A 20,436-nucleotide genomic window follows, 5' to 3' on the forward strand; every position below is an offset into this window, starting at 1 on the left:
AAATAAGAAAAGGAAGGTAGAGAAATCTAGCTTCCTTTTCATTTTGTGAATTACGGGATTAATAAAATCTTCCCTGTGCTTTTTCTGCTCTCTAATAATTTATGTGCAAGAGCACCATCTTGTAAGGCGAATGTAGTAGGATTCGCAATGTTTAATTTTCCAGTAGCGATCCAATCAAATAATTGAGTAGAGCGCTGCTTACGTTCTTCAAAAGTAGTAAGCACATTCCAAAGGTCTCCGCCAGTTAAAGTTTTCGAAGTATCCATAAGCATACGCGGATCAACGGGCGCAGGATTACCACCAGCCATTCCGTAAAATACGACAGTACCACCAGTTTTAGTTGCGCTAAAACTTGCCTCTAATGTAGAACCTACTGATTCATATACAACATTTACTCCATCACCGTTTGTTGTTTCAAGTACTTTCGCAGGCCATGCTTCAGTATATAAAAATACGTGATCAGCACCAGCTAACGTGGCTATCTGTGCTTTTTCTTTTGATGACGTTAGGCCGATTACTTTTCCGCCTAGTAGTTTAATGATTTGAATAAGAAGTTGCCCAACACCACCAGCTGCGGCATGTACTAAAGCTATATCACCTTGTTTTATTTCATAGCTATCTTTCGTTAAATAATGTGCTGTTAATCCTTGTAATAAGACAGAAGCGGCTGTTTCAAAAGAAATAAAATTTGGAAGTGTAATTGCTTTTTCAGATGGAACGGCAACTAATTCTGCATTTGAGAATGGAACGTCAGCAAATGCAATACGGTCTCCGGGATTGATAGTAGTAACGTTAGCTCCTACTTTTTCAACAATACCAGCACCTTCATAACCTAATATATAAGGAGGGTTACCAGCGAGATGATATTCACCGCGGCGTCTATAAATGTCGGCGAAATTTAAACCGATTGCTTTCGTGCGGACAAGAATTTCATTTGGATTTATGATTGGATTATTGAGTTCTTTATATTGTAGTACATCCGGATTTCCGAACTGTTCGAAACAAAGTGCTTTCATATGGAATACCTCCATTTTATTGTTTGTCGATGCTCTTTATCATACAATACAAATATCGATAGACAAAGAAGATTATTTCGATGAAATCAATCGGAAATATCGATTGAAAAGAGGGACGATAAATGGAGATAAAACAATTAATTACATTTAAAATAGCCGCGGACATTTTGAATTTTACGCAAACTGCGAAGAAATTAAACTTTGCTCAATCGAGCGTAACAGCACAAATTAAAACGTTAGAAGCTGAGCTAGGTACGCCGTTATTTGAAAGATTAGGAAAACGCCTTTTCTTAACTGAAGCGGGCAGAAAGTTTCAATTATATGCCGACAAGATGATTGCACTCAGTAACGAAGCGAAAATGGCTGTGAAAGATGATGAAGAAATAGCAGGTACGTTAATAATCGGTGCGCAAGAAAGCCAATGTACATATAGACTTCCTTCTATATTAAAGAGGTTTAAAGCACAATTTCCTCAAATAAAGCTTATATTTAAACCAGCGCATTCCAATAAAGATGCGAAGGAACAATTGATGGAGGGAAAAGTCGATCTTGCCTTTATTTTGGACGAATGTAAAACAGAAGATGTTTTACATGTGGAGCCCCTTATGAAAGAAGAATTAAAAGTAGTAGCTGCTCCAGGGCATCATTTACTCGAGCAAACTTCTGTTTCTACAAAAGATTTAGAAAGTGAGACGCTGTTGCTAACAGAGCTAGGGTGCTCGTACCGAACTTTATTTGAAGAGCTATTTCGTACAGAAGATGTGTATCCAGCAAATAAAATTGAGTTTGTTAGTGTAGAGGCAATTAAACAATGTGTTATTGCAGATTTAGGTATAGCCGTGTTGCCAGCAATAGTAGTAGAAAAAGATATACGAGAGGGAACGATAAAAGAGTTACATCTAGAAAATACTATCAATCCAATTTTTACGCAAATTGCTTGGCATAAAGATAAGTGGATGACAGCACCGTTACAGCAATTTATTGATGTGACGAGGGAGTTTTTTATAACAGATTAAGTGGAGAAATATTTATTTATATAAAAGAAAAAATGGCACTTTTGTATAAAGAACCGATGCTTGCATGTAACAAGTATCGGTTCTTTTATATTTTAAATAAAGAATGATATAAAATGTGTATTTCTCAACTTTTTTTCTTACAAGGATAAGTAAAATTCTTCGTATATTCCAATAATCATAAGGAAATTTACAACGTTTATTCATTTCTGTAAGATGCCTCTAGGAAGTATGAAAGGAGGGGCGTACATAGGGGGGATTGTCTTTATTAAACGTACTTATTTTGAGGGAGGAGATTGAAAATGTTTAAAAAGTTAATGAAAGTATGTGTATTAAGCGTGGCCAGTGTAGGGGTATTATTTAGTTTCCAAGGAAGTACATTTGCGGCTACTGATTTAAGTAGTTATTATGACGGGAAAAATCCGGCTACAACAAAAGTATACGGGGGAAGTACGACGTGTGATGCAGATGGATTTAATGCCAAATCTACAGCGGTGTATGAGGGTAGTAAAAAAGTAGGGACAGTGTATTTACGTTACAGTAATAAATGTCACGCAGCATGGTCTAAGCTTGTTTTAGATCAACCAGCACCTTCCGTTTCTGGAGGGATATATGCTTACGCTGTTATTAATAAATATAAAAACGGTGTATTTCAAAAATCAGTAGACTCTAATAGTGGTAATGGAGCAATTAAAACAGGGCAAACGAGTACGTATACAGGAATGGTATTTGATTTAACTGCTGATTTCGGATATACAGCTGATGCTGAAGCGGTTACGTTTAATAACGGTTATGGAAAAACAGGACGCTATTAAGAAGGAGTGGAATACTTTGAAACTTTTGAAAAAGCTAAGTGCATGTTTTTGTCTGTCGTTGCTCGTTTTAACTAGTATGTTTAGTACGACTGGTAATGATAAAGCGTATGCAGAAGATCATTCGTATGATGGGAAAAGTCCGTATTACAATAGCTGTGATCAATCAGCAGTAACGAAAGAAAAGAAGTGGATTGATTCCAATTCTTATGTGGAATTAAAATTTAGCACAACGTGTAAGACAGCATGGGCAAAAGTTACAGTAACTCGTGCAGCAGTATATAATAACGAAGCTGATGCAAGAATTGTAAGAAAAACAGATGGAAAGGCATACACTTGCGGAAGTGCTGGAGGAAATGGTGTTGTGAATAAAGGGCAAACATCATGTTTTACGCCAATGGTATATGATTTAGATCCAAGAAAGGCACAAGCGCAGGGGAAACATGCCATTCCGAATAGTGATGCATATAATTATGCGGAGACTATTTGGTATTGATGAGGATATGGAGATTGTAAGATAGAATATTTTAAGAGCATGTTTTGATTGGATTTCAAAACATGCTCGATTTGTATTCATTCTAATTTTTTTAGTAATTATGGACCATTGAATTAACTAAGGTCTGTATCAGGAGGAGTATATCCAAGATGACGAGCTATTGATACAATTTGTCCTTTATGATGAAACTCATGAGTCTCCGTATGAGTTAAAAGCCATAGCGGTGTTGTGCTCCAAGGTTCTTTTTGCCATTTCACTTCATTTGCTATGTTTTCAAGCCAACGATCATTGTATTCATCTAAAAAACGTTGTACAGTCTCATCTACTAATTTAAATCTAGCACGGACTTTCGCGACATCTGCATGCTCAATTTCGTAATCGCTAGCAAATGAAAAATCTGCTCTTTTTTGCTTGAATGCGAATGACCCAAGCCAGTATCGATAGCAATCGGCTACATGAATATGTGTCTTTATAATGCTACCGCTCCCGAAATTCGGAACAGTGCTATGTAATTTTTCTAATGGGATTTCTTCTAAAAATGTGAATAGAGTTTCTCTTGTAGAGCTAATAAGATTATATTGCTGTTTTAAAATATGTAACATGCAAGTACACTCCTCTTTTATTTACATAGTAAGTAATTCTATATTTACGAGGAGTGAACCTTTTTATTATTCTTAATAAGCATATTAGATGTATTTCTTATTTGTTTCTGATAGATTAAACAAGGTGAAACTTTAATAAGTTGAACATTATTAGTTCATAATAAATTGTACATCAAGAAGGGGAACGAGAAAATGAATAGACTAGTGGGTTTAAAACAATTTGAAATAACGCGCGGGGCGTTACTTAAATTTATGGAAACGTTAGATGATAAAACTGCGGATACGCAGCCAGAGGGTTTTAACAATACAATTCGTTGGCATATCGGTCACGTGTTAACAGCAGCAGAAGTTTTCATGTTTGGAAAAGAATTTAAACAATTACCAACTGAATATCCAGGTATGTTTGGGTATGGATCACGACCATCTAAATGGAAAACAGAAGGACCATCGTTAGAAGTGTTAACGGCTCAATTAAAAGAACAAGCAAAACGTATTAATGAAATTCCAGCAGAAGCATTTGAAAATAAACTGCCAGAGCCATTCCTAGGATTGGAAACAGTAGGAGAGCTATACGGTATGATGCTTTATCATGAAGCAGATCATATTGGTCAAATGAAAGCGATGGAACGCATTATTAAAGCTCTTTAGTCTTAATTGCATATAACAAGCAATACAGATGTAATGTTAAATAATATATACAAAAAAGGTAGATAAATTATTATCTACCTTTTTTGTATAACTTCTTGAAGGATTAGGGATTATCATCGTGATGCTGATGAAGAAAGATAAAAAACAATATATAGAGATAAGAGAATTTTATAATTTTTATGGTGTAATTATTAATTATAGTATTCCTAAATATGGAATATACGTATAATAATAGAGAAGAACTAGAAATAGGGGTGAATACTATGATTACATTAGAACAGAAGTTGGAACAATATACACATACATATGGACAGTTAAAGGGAGAACTAAAATGGAAAACGAGTGATTCTCGAACAGGAATGATGATTGCTGCTATGTATGCAGGTAGTGATAAATTGTTTGATCTCGGACGTTTTTTAGAAATTAGTAGTTATATTAAGAATCAGGTAGGGATGTTTTCATACTTAAAGTCTTATCATCGTTTTGTAGTGGCCGCAACATTAGATATTCACTTTACAGATTACAAGAAAGCTTTTAGGAAGTTTTTAGATTTATATGAAAAATTGGTCACTGGTGGCTTTAGCCGAAGTATATTTACTTATCTCGCAGCAGCTGTGCTTTTAACAGAAGAAGATGAACAGCATGGCGCGCACATTCAGCGTTCGATGCAAGTATATAAACGCATGAAAAAGGATCACCTCTTTCTTACAAGTACAAATGATTATCCGCTCGCGGTTTTATTAGCAGGACAATCAGAGGATGTAGAAACACTTATGGACCGAGTGGAACGCCTTTATCAGAAACTAGCGACAGCTGGCTTGCGTAAAGGGAATGATCTTCAATTTTTAAGTCATATTCTCTCACTAAAGAAGGATGTCAGGGAAGATCTATTAGCTGCAAAATGCACAAATATATGGAATTTGTTAAAGCAAGAAAAGGTAAAAGTAAAACAGATGCATTACCCAGCTATCGGGCTACTAGCGTTACTCGAGGACGGAGAAAAAGAGATTCATTCTATTCGAGCATTTATCGAAAAATTGCAGGGGGATAAATTATTCCGTTGGCATACAGATACAAATATTCTTATTGCTATTCAACTGTTCGTAAGTCAGAAAGGTGAGGAAAGTAAAGCTACCAACACAGGTTTACAAACAATGATAGAAGTCCTCATACAAGCACAACAGGCAGCCATGATGGCAACCATTGCCGCTTCATCTGCAGCAACATCTTCTGCTAGTAGTGGTTCATAATGTGCAACTGCTTATGCTCTTGTAAATTATAACTCCTTTGATTAGGACGGTTTAAAAAATATTTTTAAAAAAAGCCCATCACTCTCTAATGAGTGATGGGCTAACTGTTTTTACATAATCAGCATTATCTTTTTGATTCCTTTAAATGTTTGAGTTGCGTAACAATCATAATGCTAATAACAACGAGTAAAAACCATGAACTAATTTTGCTTAAGTGAACGAGATTCCATGCTTCCCGTTGATTTGGATATTGCCATGCTCCGAAAAATGTTGCGATATTCTCTGCAATCCAAATGAAGAAACCGATAAGGAAAAAGGAGAGAACGAGTGGCATTTTATATGTAACGCCTTGTAATGAAAATTGTACAAATGTGCGAGAGAAAACAATGAATAGTAGTAAAGTTAATAGCCATCTAAAGTCGTATGTAAAGTGGTGTGTGAAAAAATTGAAGTAAATCATAGCTCCTAACGGCACGGCAAAAATAGCTTTCGGCCAATGATGCATTTGTAAATGCAACCTTCTCCACGCTTGGCAAATGTAACTTGCGACACTAGCATACATAAAACCGCTGTAAAGCGGGACCCCAAAAATCTTTGAATATGCCTCTTCAGGATAACTCCATGAACCGAAATGAACTTTATATATTTCTAGAAAGAGTCCGATGAGGTGAAAGACAGTAATTACTTTTAATTCGTCTTTTGTCTCAAGTCCAGTCTTGTACATAATCCACTGCATAAGAAGGCATACGATGAGTATGAAATCATAACGATATAACCCTGGGATTGAAACAATTTTTGAAAGGGCTAGTGTTAAGAAAATAACGACTGGGAATAAGCAAGATAATGCTTGCTCGTAAGTGAAATGTAGTAGTTGTTTTATATAGAACATTGTGTCACCTTCGATGTTTTTGTTGGAAAAATCAAAATAATTAATAAGTATACTACAATTTTAAAAATAATCCAGTAGTCTATTTTGCATGTATTTGTAAGTTTTAGAAGGGAATTGTAATGAGTATTTTAATATTGTAGCAAAGTAAAAAAATAGTTTGCTATTTAAAAAAAGTGGGGATATAATATCTAAATGAAAATGATAATTATTATCAATAATAATTACAAATAAAAAATAATTATAAAAAACAACTGAATATAAAGGATGAAATGAAACATGTTACATAAGTCTACTGTACATGCTGGTAGTAACCGCTGGATACATATTAAGTTCATATGTTTCATGAGCTTAACAATTTTATGTTTAATTGGATCTATATTTTTAGCCATTTCATTTGGTGCAAAGGATATTCATTTACAAACGGTGTGGGCAGCGGTTTTGGATTACAATCCGAAATTAACGCAGCATCAAATTATTTATGAATTAAGGCTCCCGAGAGTGATTGGAGCAGCAGTTGTAGGAGCAGCTTTTGCAGTTGCTGGTGCTGTTATGCAAGGAGTAACACGAAATCCTTTAGCTGATGCAGGTGTACTCGGAATAAATGCAGGTGCGATGTTTGTAGTAGCACTTAGTTTTGCTTTTTTTCCGCATATGCCGTATTCCTATTTAATGATTGTTTCCTTTATTGGAGCTGTCTTAAGTACAGTACTTATTTTTGTTATTGGATCAGCAACATCAGGCGGATTAACACCAATGAGGTTAACGATTGCTGGAGCGGTTATGGCAGCGCTTTTACATTCATTAAGTTCAGGTGTTGCGATTTATTATGATTTAAGCCAAGATTTAGCGTTTTGGTACGCTGGTGGTGTTGCAGGCGTTAAGTGGGAACAATTGAAATTTTTAGTTCCTATTATTCTTATAACGATTGTTTTTGCAATAGTGTTAGGGCGATCTATTTCACTCATATCAATGGGGGATGATGTTGCTACAAATTTAGGAGTGAAAACGAACCGAACGAGAATACTAGGGATGATTATAGTAGTTATTCTGGCAGGTGTTTCTGTTTCGACTGTTGGTTCTATTGGATTTGTAGGACTAGTTATCCCGCACATTGCTAGAAAATTAGTTGGTGTTAATTATAGACTCATTATTCCTATGTCAGCATTATTAGGAGCTATGTTATTAGTTGTAGCTGATTTAGGGGCAAGAACAGTAAATCCTCCTAAGGAACTTGCGATAGGGATTATGGTAGCTCTTGTTGGAGTTCCGTTCTTCCTCTATATAGCATGTAAAGTTGGGAGGGAGTTATAAGTGAAGGATCTTTTTAACACGGATAAAAAGAGAGCTATTGCTGTAACTACAATCTTCGGATGTATAAGTATCGCTGTAATTTTAATTAGTTTAAATACAGGGACACTGAGTATAGCGCCACTTAAAGTAATTGAAACACTTTTTGGTTATGGTGATTTTGAGAGTGCAACCGTGCTATATGATTATCGTATGCCAAGAATTATAATCACAATGTTAGCCGGTATTGGCCTTGGGATTTCCGGTGCGATTTTGCAAGGATTATCACGTAATGCACTTGCAGACCCTGGTATTCTTGGACTGCATTCAGGTGCATCTTTCGGGCTAATTATATTCGTTACATTCTTTCATTCTATTAATGAAAGTGCATCCATTTTAATACCGTTATTTACATTTGGCGGAGGAGTATTAGCTGCATTTCTTATTATTTTACTTGCGAGTGATCGGTCAAAAGGTTTACTTCCCATTAGACTTATTCTCGTTGGTATTGCAGTTTCAGCTGGTTTTAGTGCAATTTCGTTATTTTTCTCTCTCAAGTTAAATGATGAGACTTATACATTTGCTTCTAGATGGCTAGTTGGTAACGTGTGGGGAAGGGATTGGATTCATGTCCTTGCATTATTACCTTGGATTTTCATACTAACCCCTTATGCGTGGCTAAAATCTAAAACGTTAAATGCATTGTCACTAGGTGATAGTGTAGCAGCAGGACTTGGTGTTTCTGTTCAAAAAGAACGGTTATTACTTTTAGCTACAGCGGTTGGATTATCTTGCGCAAGTGTATCGATGGCAGGGGGGATTGGTTTTATCGGTTTAGTTGCTCCGCATATCGCAAGGAAGTTAGTAGGTACTACATATCAACACTTTCTTCCTTTAGCTGGCATTATCGGAATGATTATTTTAGTACTAGCAGATACGATAGGTCGTTCTATATTTGAACCAAATTCTATTCCGGCTGGTGTAGTAGTGGCAGCTTTAGGAGCACCGTATTTTCTTTATTTACTTACAAAAACAAAATAAATACTTCAAAGAGGAGAACATATGAAAAAGAAACTTACTATTTTATTTAGCGTGATGTGTATTTTAGTATTAGCAGCATGCGGTCAAACGAAAGCTAATGAAGAGGCAACGAAAAAAAAGGAAAAAAGTAATGACCCAAAAATTGCTTCAATGTCTATTCATTTAACAAATAATTTACTTGCATTAGGAATTACACCAGTAGGTTCTGTTATTGGTGGAGATTTAAAAGATTTCTTACCGCATGCTAAAGAGAAGTTGAAAGATACGAAGAAGCTTGGTGTTGTAACAGATCCGAATATGGAAGTGTTACTTCAATTAAAGCCAACGGACATTTATGTTGATGAAAAATATGCTGGCAAAGATGTAGCGAAATACGAGAAAATTGCAAAAACACATTCTTTCAATTTAGATGAAGGTACGTGGAGAGATCATTTAAAACAAGTTGGTAAACTTGTAAACCGTGAGAAAGAAGCGGATAAATATATTCAAGATTACGAAGAGCAATCAAAACGAGTAAAAAGTTTAATAGATAAAGAGTTAGGTAATAACGAAAAAGTAATGGCAATTCGCGTTACTGCAAAAGAATTACGAGTATTTAGTACGAAAAGACCGATGGGACTAATTTTATTCCAAGACTTAGGATTACAACCTGCAAATGGTGTAGAGAAAATTGATGGAAACCGTCCTTTCGAAGTCATTTCACAAGAAGTATTACCTGACTTTGATGCAGATGCTATTTTCGTTGTCGTTAACAGAGATGATAAAGCGAAAGCTGCATTTAAACAACTACAAGAAACACCAATTTGGAAAGATTTAAAAGCTGTTAAAGGTAAGCACGTATATATTATTAATGACCAACCATGGCTTGACTATTCTGCTTTAGGTAACAAAATGGCAATGGATGAAGCGGAGAAAATGTTTACGAAATAATATCGATTCGTCGTTAGGAAGATCCTCTGAATTTTGAGGATCTTTTTTATTGTTAGAATAAATGAAAAATTATACAATGAATTTAATTTAATGTAGAGGAGATGTGCCAATGTCAGCGCTTATTGTAAGTGTCCCGTTTATAAAGCAGTTTATGGAACAAGGGGATAAATAGGCTAAAATAAGTATCCCCGCTATTAAAAAAAAGGGGAGTTTGAAATGACAATGAATCTTTTTCGAAATAAAACGATTAAATTATCAGCTATTAGAGAAGCTGATGCTAAAGTAATGGCTATGTGGCAAGAGGATAGTGAGTATTTAAGAAATGTAGATACAGATGTAGCATTCCCGCAATCTTTAAATGAAATAGCAAGTGATGGGCTATTAAAAGGACGGAGATCGAATAGTGTTTCTTTCATGGTAAGGACAGTTCAAGAAGATCGCTTAATTGGTTTTGTGGCGATTCATGGTATAGAGTGGAATAACGGAACAGGTTTATTAGCCATTGGTATAGGAGATGCGAATGATAGAGGAAAGGGATATGGGAAAGAAGCAATACATCTTATTCTAAAGTATGCTTTCTATGAATTGAATTTACACCGCATCGGTCTTGATGTTATTTCGTATAATAAACTTGCCATTGCATTGTATAAAAAGATGGGTTTTCAGATGGAAGGCTGTATGAGAGAAGCGGTTCAAAGAGATGGGAAGTGTTTTGACCGTATGATTATGGGGATATTGCGGGATGAATGGATAGAGCTGCAAGGTTAGAAAGTACATTCAAAATTATATATGTAGTATGCAGGAGATATAATGGTAATTGGCGAAAATTTACAGTGTATTGATTGAACTTATAAGGAGTCATGTGAGATGAACTTAGAAAAAGCAAAACCAGTAAATGAAGAGGTCGCCGAATTAAAAGAACTAATTAAAGAGTTACACGGAAGTGTGCACCAACTTCAAAGTGAAGTGCAGCAACTAAGGCACGAAAGACCAGTTGTTGAAGTGAGAAAAGGTGTTCAATTATCACCAACAATTGTCGGACAAATTGGTGGTATGATTTTAGGTGGTTTAGCAATTATCGGTATATTTTGGTGATGAAAAAAGGTTTGCAGCACGATGCTGCAAACCTTTTTTATTTGACGATATAATTTCATGCAATACAACTTTTACATTAAATAACGTAAATATATATAAGCATGTGATAACAAGAGTGCAACAATAGTTAACGGTAAACCAATTTTTAAGAAGTCCATATACGAGAATCCATGTCCTTCACGTTTTGCAATACCAGCAACGACTACGTTTGCAGATGCTCCGATTAGCGTTCCATTTCCTCCTAAGCAAGCTCCAAGTGATAACGCCCACCATAGTACTTCGATTTGCGGAGAGTCGACAGATAGTCCGAGTCCTGTAGCTAAGTCTTGAATAAGCGGGATCATCGTTGCGACAAATGGGATGTTGTCGATTGTCGCAGATGCGATGCCAGATACCCATAAAATAAGTATAGCTGCGAATCCGATGTCACCGTTTGTTACGTCGATTACTTCTTTTGCAAGTGAAGAGATAAGTCCGATATCAATTAACCCGCCAACGAGAACGAATAGTCCGGCGAAGAAGAAAATGGTTACCCATTCAACGTGGGCAAATACATCTTCAATATCATGTTCTTTCACGCCGATTAACATAAGAAGTGTAGCGCCTGTCATCGCGATAACAGCAGCGTCTACATGAATAATCGAATGAAGTACGAAGCCTAAAATAGTTAGTCCTAAAATCGAAATGGATTTTAAAAGGAGGCTTTGATCTTTAATGTAATCTTTTTCGTTTAATGCCATTAGTTTTTCGATTTGTTCAGGTGTTGTTTTTAGTTTGTTACGATACATGAAGTAAATAATGCCAAGTGTCACAATAGAAATAATAATTACGATTGGAGCTAAGTTAAGTAAAAAGGCGTTAAAGTCTAAATGTTTGTTTGCTGATCCAATCATAATATTAGGTGGATCACCGATTAATGTTGCTGTTCCGCCTATATTTGAAAATAGTACTTCTGAAATCAAATAAGGCACAGGATTTACTTTTAAAATACGTGTAATGGATAATGTAACAGGAACGATTAATAAAACGGTTGTTACGTTGTCCAAAAATGCTGATCCGACAGCGGTTAATAGGGATAGTAATAATAAAATGCGAATCGGTTTTCCGCCAGCTGCTTTTGCCGCTTTAATGGCCACAAATTCAAAGACGCCTGATTGACTCGTAATATGTACGAGAATCATCATCCCAATTAAAAGGGTAATCGTTTCCCATTGAATATGTGATGTGAAAGCAGTATGTAAATCTACAACTCCAAAAATAATCATAATAGCAGCACCGAATAGTGCGATTACAGCACGATTCAATTTCTCAGAAATAATAAATCCGTACGTGATTAAAAATACGGCAATTGCAAAATAATATTGCCAATTTGCAACTTCATGTGCTGATTGTTCCAATCATGTCACCTTCTTTAAAGTATGTATTCAATTGTAGAAATGTATCTCGCTGCAATAATGCGGGATAAAATATATTGTAGCAAATTCAAAAAAGAAAGAAAACTATTTAACGAAGTGAAGGAAAAAATGTATTTTTTACATATCATATAAAAAATATAAAAAACACAGTGCAAATTATTAGGAAAAGTGAGCGTTGTCCTCTAATATAGAGATAGCAATTTACATTATTTTTGCGTAAAATGGTTTAAAGAGGTGAATTCCGATGGAAATAGTAAAAGATAGTTCTCTTATTCAAAATGAAATTGAACGTTTTGTAAATAAAGATGTATATATTCATTTAGAAACGACAAACGGAGCGTATGCATCACACATAAATGAAAAGATGATGACAGTTGGTGCTTTCATTCGAAATGCAATTATTCGCTTTGAACGCGGGAAGATAACTGGAACGAACCCATACCGCGTTGGTCTGAAAATGGAGCATGGTTGGGTATATGCTGAAGGTATTACGCACTGGGAAGTAGACAATCAAGAGCGTTTATTACTAGGTGGACATGATAATTTAGGTCGTCTAGCAGTTGCACTTGAGTTAAGCTTAACGCCATTTAAGTAAGAAGGAGGGAAACTTATGGAGAGACATGTACTTGTTGTATTTCCGCATCCAGATGATGAAGCATATGCTGCGGGAGGAACAATTCGCTTATTAACAGATCAAGGAGTACCTGTAACATATGCATGTGGTACTCTAGGACAAATGGGACGTAACATGGGTAAGAATGTATTCGCTAACCGTGAAACGATTCCAAATATCCGTGAGAAAGAATTGAAAGATGCTTGTGAAGCGATGGGCATTAAAGATTTAAGAATGCTTGGCTTCCATGATAAAACGTTAGAGTTTGAAGATGTTGATTTTGTTGCTGACAAAATTGAAGCAATAATTCAAGAAGTAAATCCATCTCGAATTATTACATTTTATCCAGAGCACGGTGTACATCCAGATCATAATGCATTTGGCCGCGCTGTCGTTCGCGCTGTATCACGTATGCCAAAAGAAGAGCGCCCAGTTATTCATGCTGTTGCGATTACGAAAAATCGTGAGGCAGTATTAGGAGAACCGGATGTTGTAAATAACATTAGTGAAGTATTTGATCATAAATTAACTGCACTAGGTGCCCACCGTTCACAAACAGAAGCAATGCTTGAAGACACGCATGCAAAAATAAAAAATAAAGATGCAGCAACATTAAAATGGCTGCAACTTGAACAATTTTGGACTTATAAATGGGAGTAGGCTAGAAGGATATCTTCTAGTTGCTCTTACATAGAAAAAGCGCCGTCACTTGTGATGGCGCTTTTTCTTGTTGACGACTATATATTTCTTAGGGTGCTTCAAAATTTTTAAATTAACGTGCAGTATAGCCTCCATCAACAAGAAGTGTTGTACCGTTAACAAAACTAGCATCATCACTTGCTAAAAATAAGACAGCTTTAGCGACTTCTTCTGGTGTTCCAAGTCTGCCTTGTGGATGAAGTGAAGCTAAATATTCTTTCTGTTGAGGATTAACACTACCAAGTAAAGGGGTGTCAATATAACCGGGGCACACCGCATTAATACGTATTCCATATTTAGCGTAGGCAGTACATAAATTTTGAGTTAATAGTTTCACACCACCTTTTGCAGAGGAGTATGCTGTTGGGGTAGGTAATGAAACAAAACTATGAATCGAACCAGCGTTAACGATGACACCACCTGTACCTTGTTTAAGGAATTGTTCAATCGAATATTTATCAGAAAGGAATACCCCAGACAAATTAATATCAATAGTTTTTTTCCACTTTTCATAGGATAATTCGTTTGCCGGTGCATCATCAGCAACGCCGGCATTGGCATACATAATATCTAATTTACCGTATGTACTTACTGTCTCATGAATTAGCTGTTTAATATCTTCCTCTTTTGTTACATCAGTTTTAATAAATAACGTATTATATCCATGTGCATTCAATTCATCTGATAGTTCTTTTCCACGTTCAGAAAAGTCAGCAATAACTACTTTTGCACCTTCTTCGATAAAAAGACGAACAGTAGATTCGCCAATTCCACTTGCACCACCAGTTATGATTGCTACTTTGTCTTTTAATTTCATATAAACCTCTCCATTCATCAATGAATTTAAGTCGAATTTTTAAATCTTGTTATTAAACTATCAATCTTAAATAGTAAGTAGATAGAAGAAAAAGCCCGCGTTTACTTAATCGTAAAAGCCCGATTGGTGAGGGCTGATAATCAGTGAGGGATGAACAAAACCCCCACTGATTAAAGTTTTACTTTATTGTACTTTTTGATACAGTGATGGACGAAAATATTAATTTGGTCAATTTTATCATTAGATTGAATATTTGGTAAAGAGCTCTCGAAAAGAGCGAGTGCAGATGCTGAAAAATTAAAATAAACATTCAGTATTATTTGTAGGGTAAAGAAGAAAGGGGAGAGATGCATAACGAAAAATACTATGCTAGTTAAATAGGAAAAAGCCTTGCAGGGGGGCAAGGCTTTAAACAGGGTATTAAAAATTATTGATTTATTAAGAATAACTTCTTCTTGTGAATAAACTAATTTTAGCATAATAACTCATATATATGTGTTACGAATTTGTGAATAAAAACTCGATGATAAAAGTATGAGTGAAAGGAAATAATGTATTTGAAATATGCATTATTACACAAAGTTCAGTTGAAATAGGGAGGGAAATAAAAAAGCGCAATGAGCGAGATAATTAAGAGACGAATTATACCAAAGATCAGTGGAACGCCTAATACTAGATTTCTTTTTGCATTTAATTCTTTAGAACTGATTTTTAATAATGTATATAAGAAGCGTATATTTTGAATTATTTAATAGAATAATATATATTTATATTGATTTAATGATTTTAGTTTTTTAAAAATGGGGAAATCGATATGAAGGTTAAATTTGCCGTAATAAAAGATGAGAACTTTGATTGTAGTTTATTGGAAACAAAATTATTGAAAACTTTTAAAGAAGTAGATTGTGAAGCAGATATTGTAAAGGTTGAGGATGAAATTTTTGAAAACAATGATATACAAACGTATTTATTAGAAATAACCATTAATGTTATTGGAAAAAATATCGGATTTAGATCCGTTTCAGCCAGTATATTTATTGTTCTAGAGAGTTTATCAATACAGCTATTTCGTATTCATATTAGTATACTTTAAGCAGTTCAAAAAGTGGATTCTTCAGAAAATCATACTGATTATATTGAGTTGTAAATATGAAAACAATAGAAATTATCGTAGGTGCTCCCGAATGTTGGATTGCACCTTGTTTGTTATTAAATAAACAAGGGATACCTTTTCTAATTTTAATGTATCTCAGCGCTAATTTATAAATAGAAGAATGGAAACATGTGAGTAATTCAATTAGATTGTACAAATAATTTGGTACGCGGATATACGGAATGTATTCACAGGTAAGAGGGTTGTCTCATAATATATATAGATTTTTCTATTAAGATGAACAGAGGGTGTGAATAAATGGAAGATGTTTACGCTAAAATTGACAGTCTCAAGGCGGAGCAAAAAGAAATTATGAGAGACATTCGAAATTTAGAAACGCGTACCACTATTAATGAGAAAGACATAGCAACAATCAATAAGCAATTAGAAAAAATAAGTACAAACACAACTTGGATTTTGCGAATTATTATTAGTGCGATAGTAATGTCAGTTTTAGGATTGATATTAAAAGGAATGATTTAGTCTTGTAAGATAGGACGATATAAAAGAAAGAGGGGAGCTCCCTCTTTCTTTTGTGTAAATGAGAAGCTATAAATTTTCCGTTTCCTTTTCATCTGCATATTTTTCCTCTAAAGAGATTAATAGAGGAATGGATACAGTTACTAGAATGATTAAAGTGCTTATAAAAGATTTAGAAAGAGAAAAAGAACTGTCAATTAAAGGTGATAAAAACTTGAATGAAAGTATACTTGTTATTAAGGAAATTACTAAAAAGCTAAAAAGAGATATATTTTTATTCTTTATAGATGTTTCTATAAAGTCTTTAACACAGGTTATTACGACAAATATAGTTAATATGATAAGAGAAACAAAATAATGTGTTAAATTCGTCATACTAATAGTAGGGTCGTCTATTATGTAAGCAAGTAACTTAGATACTAATATTCCTCCAAACAATAAAATAATAAAAGCGAGTAATCCTTCTGATATATAAGTGCTGAAATTGTCTTTCTTGTTAAAGAGTTTATAGTTTAGAGTAGATTGGGTTATTTGAATTAGGAATAGGCTAATAATCCATACATAATATACAATTGGTAATTCTCCTGAGAATAGAGAAATTAGAAAGTTTAATACTGTTCTTAAAATTTCAATCATTACGAAAGTCCTCCTACTTGTTCAGCTTTATGACATTGGGAATATATAGGATGTCGTTTTATAATTAGGTTTATACATTCAAACTATTTCTAATTATTCCATAATAAGGTGTTTATATCAAGTTGTTATCTTCTATGGGTGTATTAGTTGTTCACTAATATAAAAAGAACCTTCGAACGTTAATACTAGAAAAGTAAAAGTAATATGTAATATAATTGAAAAAGTATGTTTTAAAATTAATGTTAATATTACCCTCCTATAAGTATTAACATACGTAATTGAGGTGTTTTCTTTGTTGTTTTATGACCGGATTTCTATAATGGCCCCTCCTGTTCCGTAGCTTAGGAAAGTCTTTTTACTTCTGAGATTTTCAAAGTTATAGGAGGGTATGAAAAATGAAAAAAGTCTCAGTACCATCACTTTTGTTAATGATTGTTCTTGTCGCATTTCCGCAAATTAGTGAAACAATTTACACACCGTCTTTACCAGACATTTCAAAGGTGTTACATGTAAGTAATAATGAGGTGCAGTTAACACTTAGTGTGTATTTTGCTGGATTTGCTTTAGGTGTATTTTTTATTGGGTGGTTATCAGATATAATCGGTCGTCGCCGGGCGATGTTACTTGGAATTGTCGTATATGGCGCTGGGAGTTTCTTATGCTTTATTGCAAATTCCATTGAAGTTTTATTGCTAAGTCGTTTTATTCAAGCGTTTGGAGCAAGTGCAGGATCCGTGGTTACACAAACGATTCTTCGGGAAAGTGTAGATGGGCATAAACGCCATGTTATGTTTGCTCAAATTTCGGCAGTCATTGCTTTTACACCAGCGATAGGCCCGCTAGTTGGGGGCTTTCTTGATCAAATGTTTGGATTTAAAATAGTATTTTTAAGTTTAGTTGTTATGAGTGTCGGGATTTTTCTGTATACGTTTGTTTCTCTTCCAGAAACAAAAACAGACTCAGTGACAAATAAAATAAATGTCTTTTCAGTATTGAAAAGATTAATTACAAATCCGAAGGTAGTAACATATGGGCTATTAATTGGAGGAGCAAATGGTGTTTTATTTAGCTATTATGCAGAAGCACCGTTTATCTTTATTGAATACTTTCAGTTATCACCCAGTACGTATGGATTTTTAGGAATTGTTGTTGCGTCTGCTTCTATTGTTGGAGCGAAAGTTTCAAAATGTTTACTGGTTACTTATAAGCCAGAGAAAATTATATATATCGGTTGTCTTGTAATGACAGGTGGAGCAGTCGTTTTATCTATTATTACTTCAGTTGGATCAAATCCAAATATAATATATATGATTGGATTTTTAGTAGCGATGTTTATATTGCTATTAGGAATTGGAGTAGCGTTACCTAATTGTTTAAGTTTAGCATTAGTAGATTTTCAAGATGTTATTGGTACAGCTGGTGCATTGTTTAGCTTAGGGTACTATATAATTGTAACGGTGACAATTTTGGGAATGAGTCAGCTGCATACGGGCTCGTTACTGGTGATGCCACTTTATTTTCTGGTTATTGTAGTTATTATGATGGTGTTTACTAAAGTGTTTATTTTAGGTAAACAAACTTCAAAAGCAATTTAAATATGAAATGGTAAAAGGGTCTCATTAAAAATGAGACCCTTTTATATTTTATGCCTCAAAATTGGACTGGACTAAAGAAGTTAGTAATTTATTAATATATTAAATTTCTGATTGGTATATGAATCTAACGTTTGGGAAATCAAGTTATCAACTATGAAGATTGAAGTACATGAGATGTGAAACCGAGGAAGAAATGCCATCCTCGGTTATGTATATTGTAATAATATTCATACCGGAATCATATTGAATAGATGTATTTTATTGTTAATTTAGTTAAAAATTAAGCAGACTTATGTATAATAATTTATTGAAAAAATAATTGAATTTTTCAGATTAATGAATTAATATAAGGTAAGTAATTTTAAGATTTATAGAATATTGGAAGATGAAAGGTTTTGAGAATTTTATTAGGAGCACAAAACGATTTTAGGATAGCTTTAAAGCTAGTGTAAAATGACGTTTGCTTCATCATTTTCAGGGCCGAAAGGAATTAGGGGAAAGCATCTTGTTTTAAAATGCGGATATGAATCATCTAAGAGGGGGAAGTGAAGTGGCAAACAAAGAGTTGAAAAGAGGTTTAGAAGCACGTCATATTCAAATGATTGCTTTAGGCGGAACAATTGGTGTTGGTTTGTTTATGGGGTCAGCCAGCACAATTAAATGGACAGGTCCGTCAGTAATGCTTGCTTATGCAATTGCAGGTATTTTCATCTTCTTCATCATGCGTGCCATGGGAGAAATGTTATATATGGAGCCAAGTACAGGCTCATTTGCGACATTTGGTCATAAGTATATTCACCCGTTAGCTGGCTATATGACAGCTTGGAGTAACTGGTTCCAGTGGGTTATCGTTGGGATGTCAGAAATTATCGCGGTTGGAGCGTATATGCAATATTGGTTCCCGGATTTACCAGCTTGGATACCAGGTATAATTGCAATGGTTATTCTTGGTGCAGCTAACTTAATTTCAGTTAAGTCATTTGGTGAATTTGAATTTTGGTTCGCGATGATTAAAATCGTTACGATTCTATTAATGATTATTGCAGGATTTGGCCTTATCTTCTTCGGAATTGGTAACGGAGGAGAAGCGATTGGCATATCTAACCTTTGGTCAAATGGCGGTTTCTTTACAGGTGGTTTTTCAGGATTCTTCTTTGCATTATCACTTGTAGTTGGAGCGTATCAAGGTGTGGAATTAATCGGGATTACTGCTGGTGAAGCGAAAAATCCGAAGAAGACACTTACAAGAGCGATTCAAAGTACAATTTGGCGTATTTTAATATTCTATATTGGTGCTATTTTCGTTATTGTAACTGTGTATCCGTGGGATCAATTAAGTACAATTGGTAGCCCGTTCGTAGCGACTTTTGCGAAAGTTGGTATTACGGCAGCAGCTGGACTTATTAACTTCGTTGTTATTACAGCGGCAATGTCTGGTTGTAATAGTGGTATTTATAGTGCAGGACGTATGCTGTATACGTTAGGTGTAAATGGACAAGCACCGAAATATTTCACAAAACTTTCTGGAAATGGTGTACCTTTATTTGGTACGGTTGGTGTAATTATCGGTTTAGCGGTTGGTGTTGTATTAAGCTATATTGCACCGAAAAACTTATTCGTATATGTATATAGTGCGAGTGTACTTCCTGGTATGGTACCATGGTTCGTCATATTAATTAGTCAAATTAATTTTAGAAAAGAAAAGGGAGCAGAGATGAAAGATCATCCGTTCAAAATGCCGTTTGCTCCTGTGACAAACTATTTAACAATTGCCTTTTTAATTATGGTGTTAATCGGAATGTGGTTTAACGATGATACTCGTATTTCACTAGTTGTAGGCATTATTTTCTTAGCTATCGTTACAATTAGTTTCTATGCTTTCGGAATAGGGAAACGAGCTCCGTTAGACGTTCAAAATAATCAAGAGATTTCAAGTAAATAAAGATAGT

Annotated in this window: 22 protein-coding genes; 16 read left to right on the forward strand and 6 right to left on the reverse strand. The window is 34.7% G+C overall.

Annotation, left to right across the window (positions count from 1 at the left end):
* Positions 1–50: 50 nt before the first annotated feature.
* On the reverse strand, positions 51–1,016 hold the full coding sequence (locus C4S65_RS03530; protein ID WP_000645248.1) for a quinone oxidoreductase: 966 nt from the start codon (positions 1,014–1,016) through the stop codon (positions 51–53).
* A 122-nt stretch (positions 1,017–1,138) separates the two neighbouring features.
* On the opposite strand from C4S65_RS03530, the gene C4S65_RS03535 reads away from it, so the two are divergent.
* The 3 genes from C4S65_RS03535 (at position 1,139) to C4S65_RS03545 (ending at position 3,337) form a co-directional block, all read left to right on the forward strand.
* The gene (locus tag C4S65_RS03535) at positions 1,139–2,032 is read left to right on the forward strand and encodes a LysR family transcriptional regulator (protein WP_000403845.1); all 894 of its coding nucleotides are present in this window, start codon (positions 1,139–1,141) and stop codon (positions 2,030–2,032) included.
* 299 nt (positions 2,033–2,331) lie between these two features.
* The gene (locus C4S65_RS03540; RefSeq protein WP_000473755.1) at positions 2,332–2,844 is read left to right on the forward strand and encodes a DUF2690 domain-containing protein; all 513 of its coding nucleotides are present in this window, start codon (positions 2,332–2,334) and stop codon (positions 2,842–2,844) included.
* A gap of 16 nt (positions 2,845–2,860) precedes the next feature.
* Positions 2,861–3,337 (forward strand): DUF2690 domain-containing protein, encoded by a 477-nt coding sequence (locus C4S65_RS03545; RefSeq protein WP_000771040.1) that lies wholly within the window; start codon positions 2,861–2,863, stop codon positions 3,335–3,337.
* Between the two features lie 113 nt (positions 3,338–3,450).
* Here C4S65_RS03545 and C4S65_RS03550 read toward each other — a convergent pair whose 3' ends face one another.
* On the reverse strand, positions 3,451–3,939 hold the full coding sequence (locus C4S65_RS03550) for a DinB family protein (protein WP_000902415.1): 489 nt from the start codon (positions 3,937–3,939) through the stop codon (positions 3,451–3,453).
* Positions 3,940–4,131: 192 nt separating this feature from the next.
* Between C4S65_RS03550 and C4S65_RS03555 the strand changes: the two genes are divergently transcribed.
* Positions 4,132–4,587: a DinB family protein gene (locus tag C4S65_RS03555; RefSeq protein ID WP_001081119.1), complete on the forward strand. Its 456-nt coding sequence runs from the start codon at positions 4,132–4,134 to the stop codon at positions 4,585–4,587.
* 212 nt (positions 4,588–4,799) lie between these two features.
* Positions 4,800–5,837 carry a DUF4003 domain-containing protein gene (locus C4S65_RS03560; protein ID WP_140337889.1) on the forward strand — a complete coding sequence of 346 codons (1,038 nt, stop codon included), beginning with the start codon at positions 4,800–4,802 and terminating at the stop codon, positions 5,835–5,837.
* A 124-nt stretch (positions 5,838–5,961) separates the two neighbouring features.
* On the opposite strand, the gene C4S65_RS03565 is transcribed toward C4S65_RS03560, so the two are convergent.
* The gene (locus tag C4S65_RS03565; RefSeq protein WP_000499389.1) at positions 5,962–6,726 is read right to left on the reverse strand and encodes a DUF817 domain-containing protein; all 765 of its coding nucleotides are present in this window, start codon (positions 6,724–6,726) and stop codon (positions 5,962–5,964) included.
* Positions 6,727–7,002: 276 nt separating this feature from the next.
* On the opposite strand from C4S65_RS03565, the gene C4S65_RS03570 reads away from it, so the two are divergent.
* From C4S65_RS03570 to C4S65_RS03590, 5 genes are all read left to right on the forward strand, one after another.
* A complete protein-coding gene (locus tag C4S65_RS03570; protein WP_098838356.1) occupies positions 7,003–8,037 on the forward strand; it encodes an iron ABC transporter permease in 1,035 nt (344 codons plus the stop codon).
* Complete coding sequence (locus tag C4S65_RS03575; RefSeq protein WP_000653810.1) at positions 8,038–9,054, forward strand: iron ABC transporter permease; 1,017 nt, start codon at positions 8,038–8,040, stop codon at positions 9,052–9,054.
* Between the two features lie 21 nt (positions 9,055–9,075).
* Complete coding sequence (locus C4S65_RS03580; RefSeq protein ID WP_098838357.1) at positions 9,076–9,984, forward strand: iron-hydroxamate ABC transporter substrate-binding protein; 909 nt, start codon at positions 9,076–9,078, stop codon at positions 9,982–9,984.
* A 216-nt stretch (positions 9,985–10,200) separates the two neighbouring features.
* On the forward strand, positions 10,201–10,752 hold the full coding sequence (locus tag C4S65_RS03585) for a GNAT family protein (RefSeq protein ID WP_000178502.1): 552 nt from the start codon (positions 10,201–10,203) through the stop codon (positions 10,750–10,752).
* Positions 10,753–10,851: 99 nt separating this feature from the next.
* Positions 10,852–11,079 carry a hypothetical protein gene (locus C4S65_RS03590; RefSeq protein WP_001047304.1) on the forward strand — a complete coding sequence of 76 codons (228 nt, stop codon included), beginning with the start codon at positions 10,852–10,854 and terminating at the stop codon, positions 11,077–11,079.
* Between the two features lie 71 nt (positions 11,080–11,150).
* Here C4S65_RS03590 and C4S65_RS03595 read toward each other — a convergent pair whose 3' ends face one another.
* The gene (locus C4S65_RS03595; RefSeq protein ID WP_000437984.1) at positions 11,151–12,476 is read right to left on the reverse strand and encodes an ArsB/NhaD family transporter; all 1,326 of its coding nucleotides are present in this window, start codon (positions 12,474–12,476) and stop codon (positions 11,151–11,153) included.
* A 262-nt stretch (positions 12,477–12,738) separates the two neighbouring features.
* Here C4S65_RS03595 and C4S65_RS03600 point away from each other — a divergent pair, with 262 nt between their 5' ends.
* Positions 12,739–13,089 carry a YojF family protein gene (locus C4S65_RS03600; protein ID WP_000407047.1) on the forward strand — a complete coding sequence of 117 codons (351 nt, stop codon included), beginning with the start codon at positions 12,739–12,741 and terminating at the stop codon, positions 13,087–13,089.
* Between the two features lie 15 nt (positions 13,090–13,104).
* On the forward strand, positions 13,105–13,767 hold the full coding sequence (gene bshB2 / locus C4S65_RS03605; RefSeq protein WP_000439487.1) for a bacillithiol biosynthesis deacetylase BshB2: 663 nt from the start codon (positions 13,105–13,107) through the stop codon (positions 13,765–13,767).
* Between the two features lie 112 nt (positions 13,768–13,879).
* Here bshB2 and C4S65_RS03610 read toward each other — a convergent pair whose 3' ends face one another.
* Complete coding sequence (locus C4S65_RS03610; RefSeq protein ID WP_098838358.1) at positions 13,880–14,623, reverse strand: glucose 1-dehydrogenase; 744 nt, start codon at positions 14,621–14,623, stop codon at positions 13,880–13,882.
* Between the two features lie 814 nt (positions 14,624–15,437).
* On the opposite strand from C4S65_RS03610, the gene C4S65_RS03620 reads away from it, so the two are divergent.
* Together C4S65_RS03620 and C4S65_RS03625 are read left to right on the forward strand one after the other, a co-directional pair.
* On the forward strand, positions 15,438–15,716 hold the full coding sequence (locus C4S65_RS03620; protein WP_000865004.1) for a hypothetical protein: 279 nt from the start codon (positions 15,438–15,440) through the stop codon (positions 15,714–15,716).
* Positions 15,717–16,034: 318 nt separating this feature from the next.
* A complete protein-coding gene (locus tag C4S65_RS03625) occupies positions 16,035–16,259 on the forward strand; it encodes a hemolysin XhlA family protein (RefSeq protein ID WP_000390463.1) in 225 nt (74 codons plus the stop codon).
* A 66-nt stretch (positions 16,260–16,325) separates the two neighbouring features.
* Here C4S65_RS03625 and C4S65_RS03630 read toward each other — a convergent pair whose 3' ends face one another.
* Positions 16,326–16,892 (reverse strand): DUF5823 family protein, encoded by a 567-nt coding sequence (locus tag C4S65_RS03630; RefSeq protein ID WP_000570031.1) that lies wholly within the window; start codon positions 16,890–16,892, stop codon positions 16,326–16,328.
* A 395-nt stretch (positions 16,893–17,287) separates the two neighbouring features.
* Here C4S65_RS03630 and C4S65_RS03635 point away from each other — a divergent pair, with 395 nt between their 5' ends.
* Positions 17,288–18,487, forward strand: a complete 1,200-nt coding sequence (locus C4S65_RS03635; protein WP_086406936.1) for a multidrug effflux MFS transporter — start codon at positions 17,288–17,290, stop codon at positions 18,485–18,487.
* A 550-nt stretch (positions 18,488–19,037) separates the two neighbouring features.
* On the forward strand, positions 19,038–20,429 hold the full coding sequence (locus tag C4S65_RS03640; protein ID WP_001284411.1) for an amino acid permease: 1,392 nt from the start codon (positions 19,038–19,040) through the stop codon (positions 20,427–20,429).
* Positions 20,430–20,436 lie beyond the last annotated feature (7 nt).

This window comes from Bacillus sp. ok061, assembly GCF_900108285.1.
Taxonomy (GTDB): domain Bacteria; phylum Bacillota; class Bacilli; order Bacillales; family Bacillaceae_G; genus Bacillus_A; species Bacillus_A thuringiensis_S.

Excerpts from the sequence above, each read along its gene's own strand:
- C4S65_RS03630 (WP_000570031.1), bottom strand. The coding sequence starts at position 16,892 with ATGATTGAAATTTTAAGAACAGTATTAAACTTTCTAATTTCTCTATTC.
- C4S65_RS03625 (WP_000390463.1), top strand. The coding sequence starts at position 16,035 with ATGGAAGATGTTTACGCTAAAATTGACAGTCTCAAGGCGGAGCAAAAA.
- C4S65_RS03590 (WP_001047304.1), top strand. The coding sequence starts at position 10,852 with ATGAACTTAGAAAAAGCAAAACCAGTAAATGAAGAGGTCGCCGAATTA.
- C4S65_RS03585 (WP_000178502.1), top strand. The coding sequence starts at position 10,201 with ATGACAATGAATCTTTTTCGAAATAAAACGATTAAATTATCAGCTATT.
- C4S65_RS03550 (WP_000902415.1), bottom strand. The coding sequence starts at position 3,939 with ATGTTACATATTTTAAAACAGCAATATAATCTTATTAGCTCTACAAGA.
- C4S65_RS03560 (WP_140337889.1), top strand. The coding sequence starts at position 4,800 with ATGGAATATACGTATAATAATAGAGAAGAACTAGAAATAGGGGTGAAT.
- C4S65_RS03570 (WP_098838356.1), top strand. The coding sequence starts at position 7,003 with ATGTTACATAAGTCTACTGTACATGCTGGTAGTAACCGCTGGATACAT.
- C4S65_RS03635 (WP_086406936.1), top strand. The coding sequence starts at position 17,288 with ATGAAAAAAGTCTCAGTACCATCACTTTTGTTAATGATTGTTCTTGTC.
- C4S65_RS03530 (WP_000645248.1), bottom strand. The coding sequence starts at position 1,016 with ATGAAAGCACTTTGTTTCGAACAGTTCGGAAATCCGGATGTACTACAA.
- C4S65_RS03600 (WP_000407047.1), top strand. The coding sequence starts at position 12,739 with ATGGAAATAGTAAAAGATAGTTCTCTTATTCAAAATGAAATTGAACGT.
- C4S65_RS03555 (WP_001081119.1), top strand. The coding sequence starts at position 4,132 with ATGAATAGACTAGTGGGTTTAAAACAATTTGAAATAACGCGCGGGGCG.
- C4S65_RS03535 (WP_000403845.1), top strand. The coding sequence starts at position 1,139 with ATGGAGATAAAACAATTAATTACATTTAAAATAGCCGCGGACATTTTG.
- C4S65_RS03620 (WP_000865004.1), top strand. The coding sequence starts at position 15,438 with ATGAAGGTTAAATTTGCCGTAATAAAAGATGAGAACTTTGATTGTAGT.
- C4S65_RS03580 (WP_098838357.1), top strand. The coding sequence starts at position 9,076 with ATGAAAAAGAAACTTACTATTTTATTTAGCGTGATGTGTATTTTAGTA.
- C4S65_RS03565 (WP_000499389.1), bottom strand. The coding sequence starts at position 6,726 with ATGTTCTATATAAAACAACTACTACATTTCACTTACGAGCAAGCATTA.
- C4S65_RS03540 (WP_000473755.1), top strand. The coding sequence starts at position 2,332 with ATGTTTAAAAAGTTAATGAAAGTATGTGTATTAAGCGTGGCCAGTGTA.
- C4S65_RS03610 (WP_098838358.1), bottom strand. The coding sequence starts at position 14,623 with ATGAAATTAAAAGACAAAGTAGCAATCATAACTGGTGGTGCAAGTGGA.
- bshB2 (WP_000439487.1), top strand. The coding sequence starts at position 13,105 with ATGGAGAGACATGTACTTGTTGTATTTCCGCATCCAGATGATGAAGCA.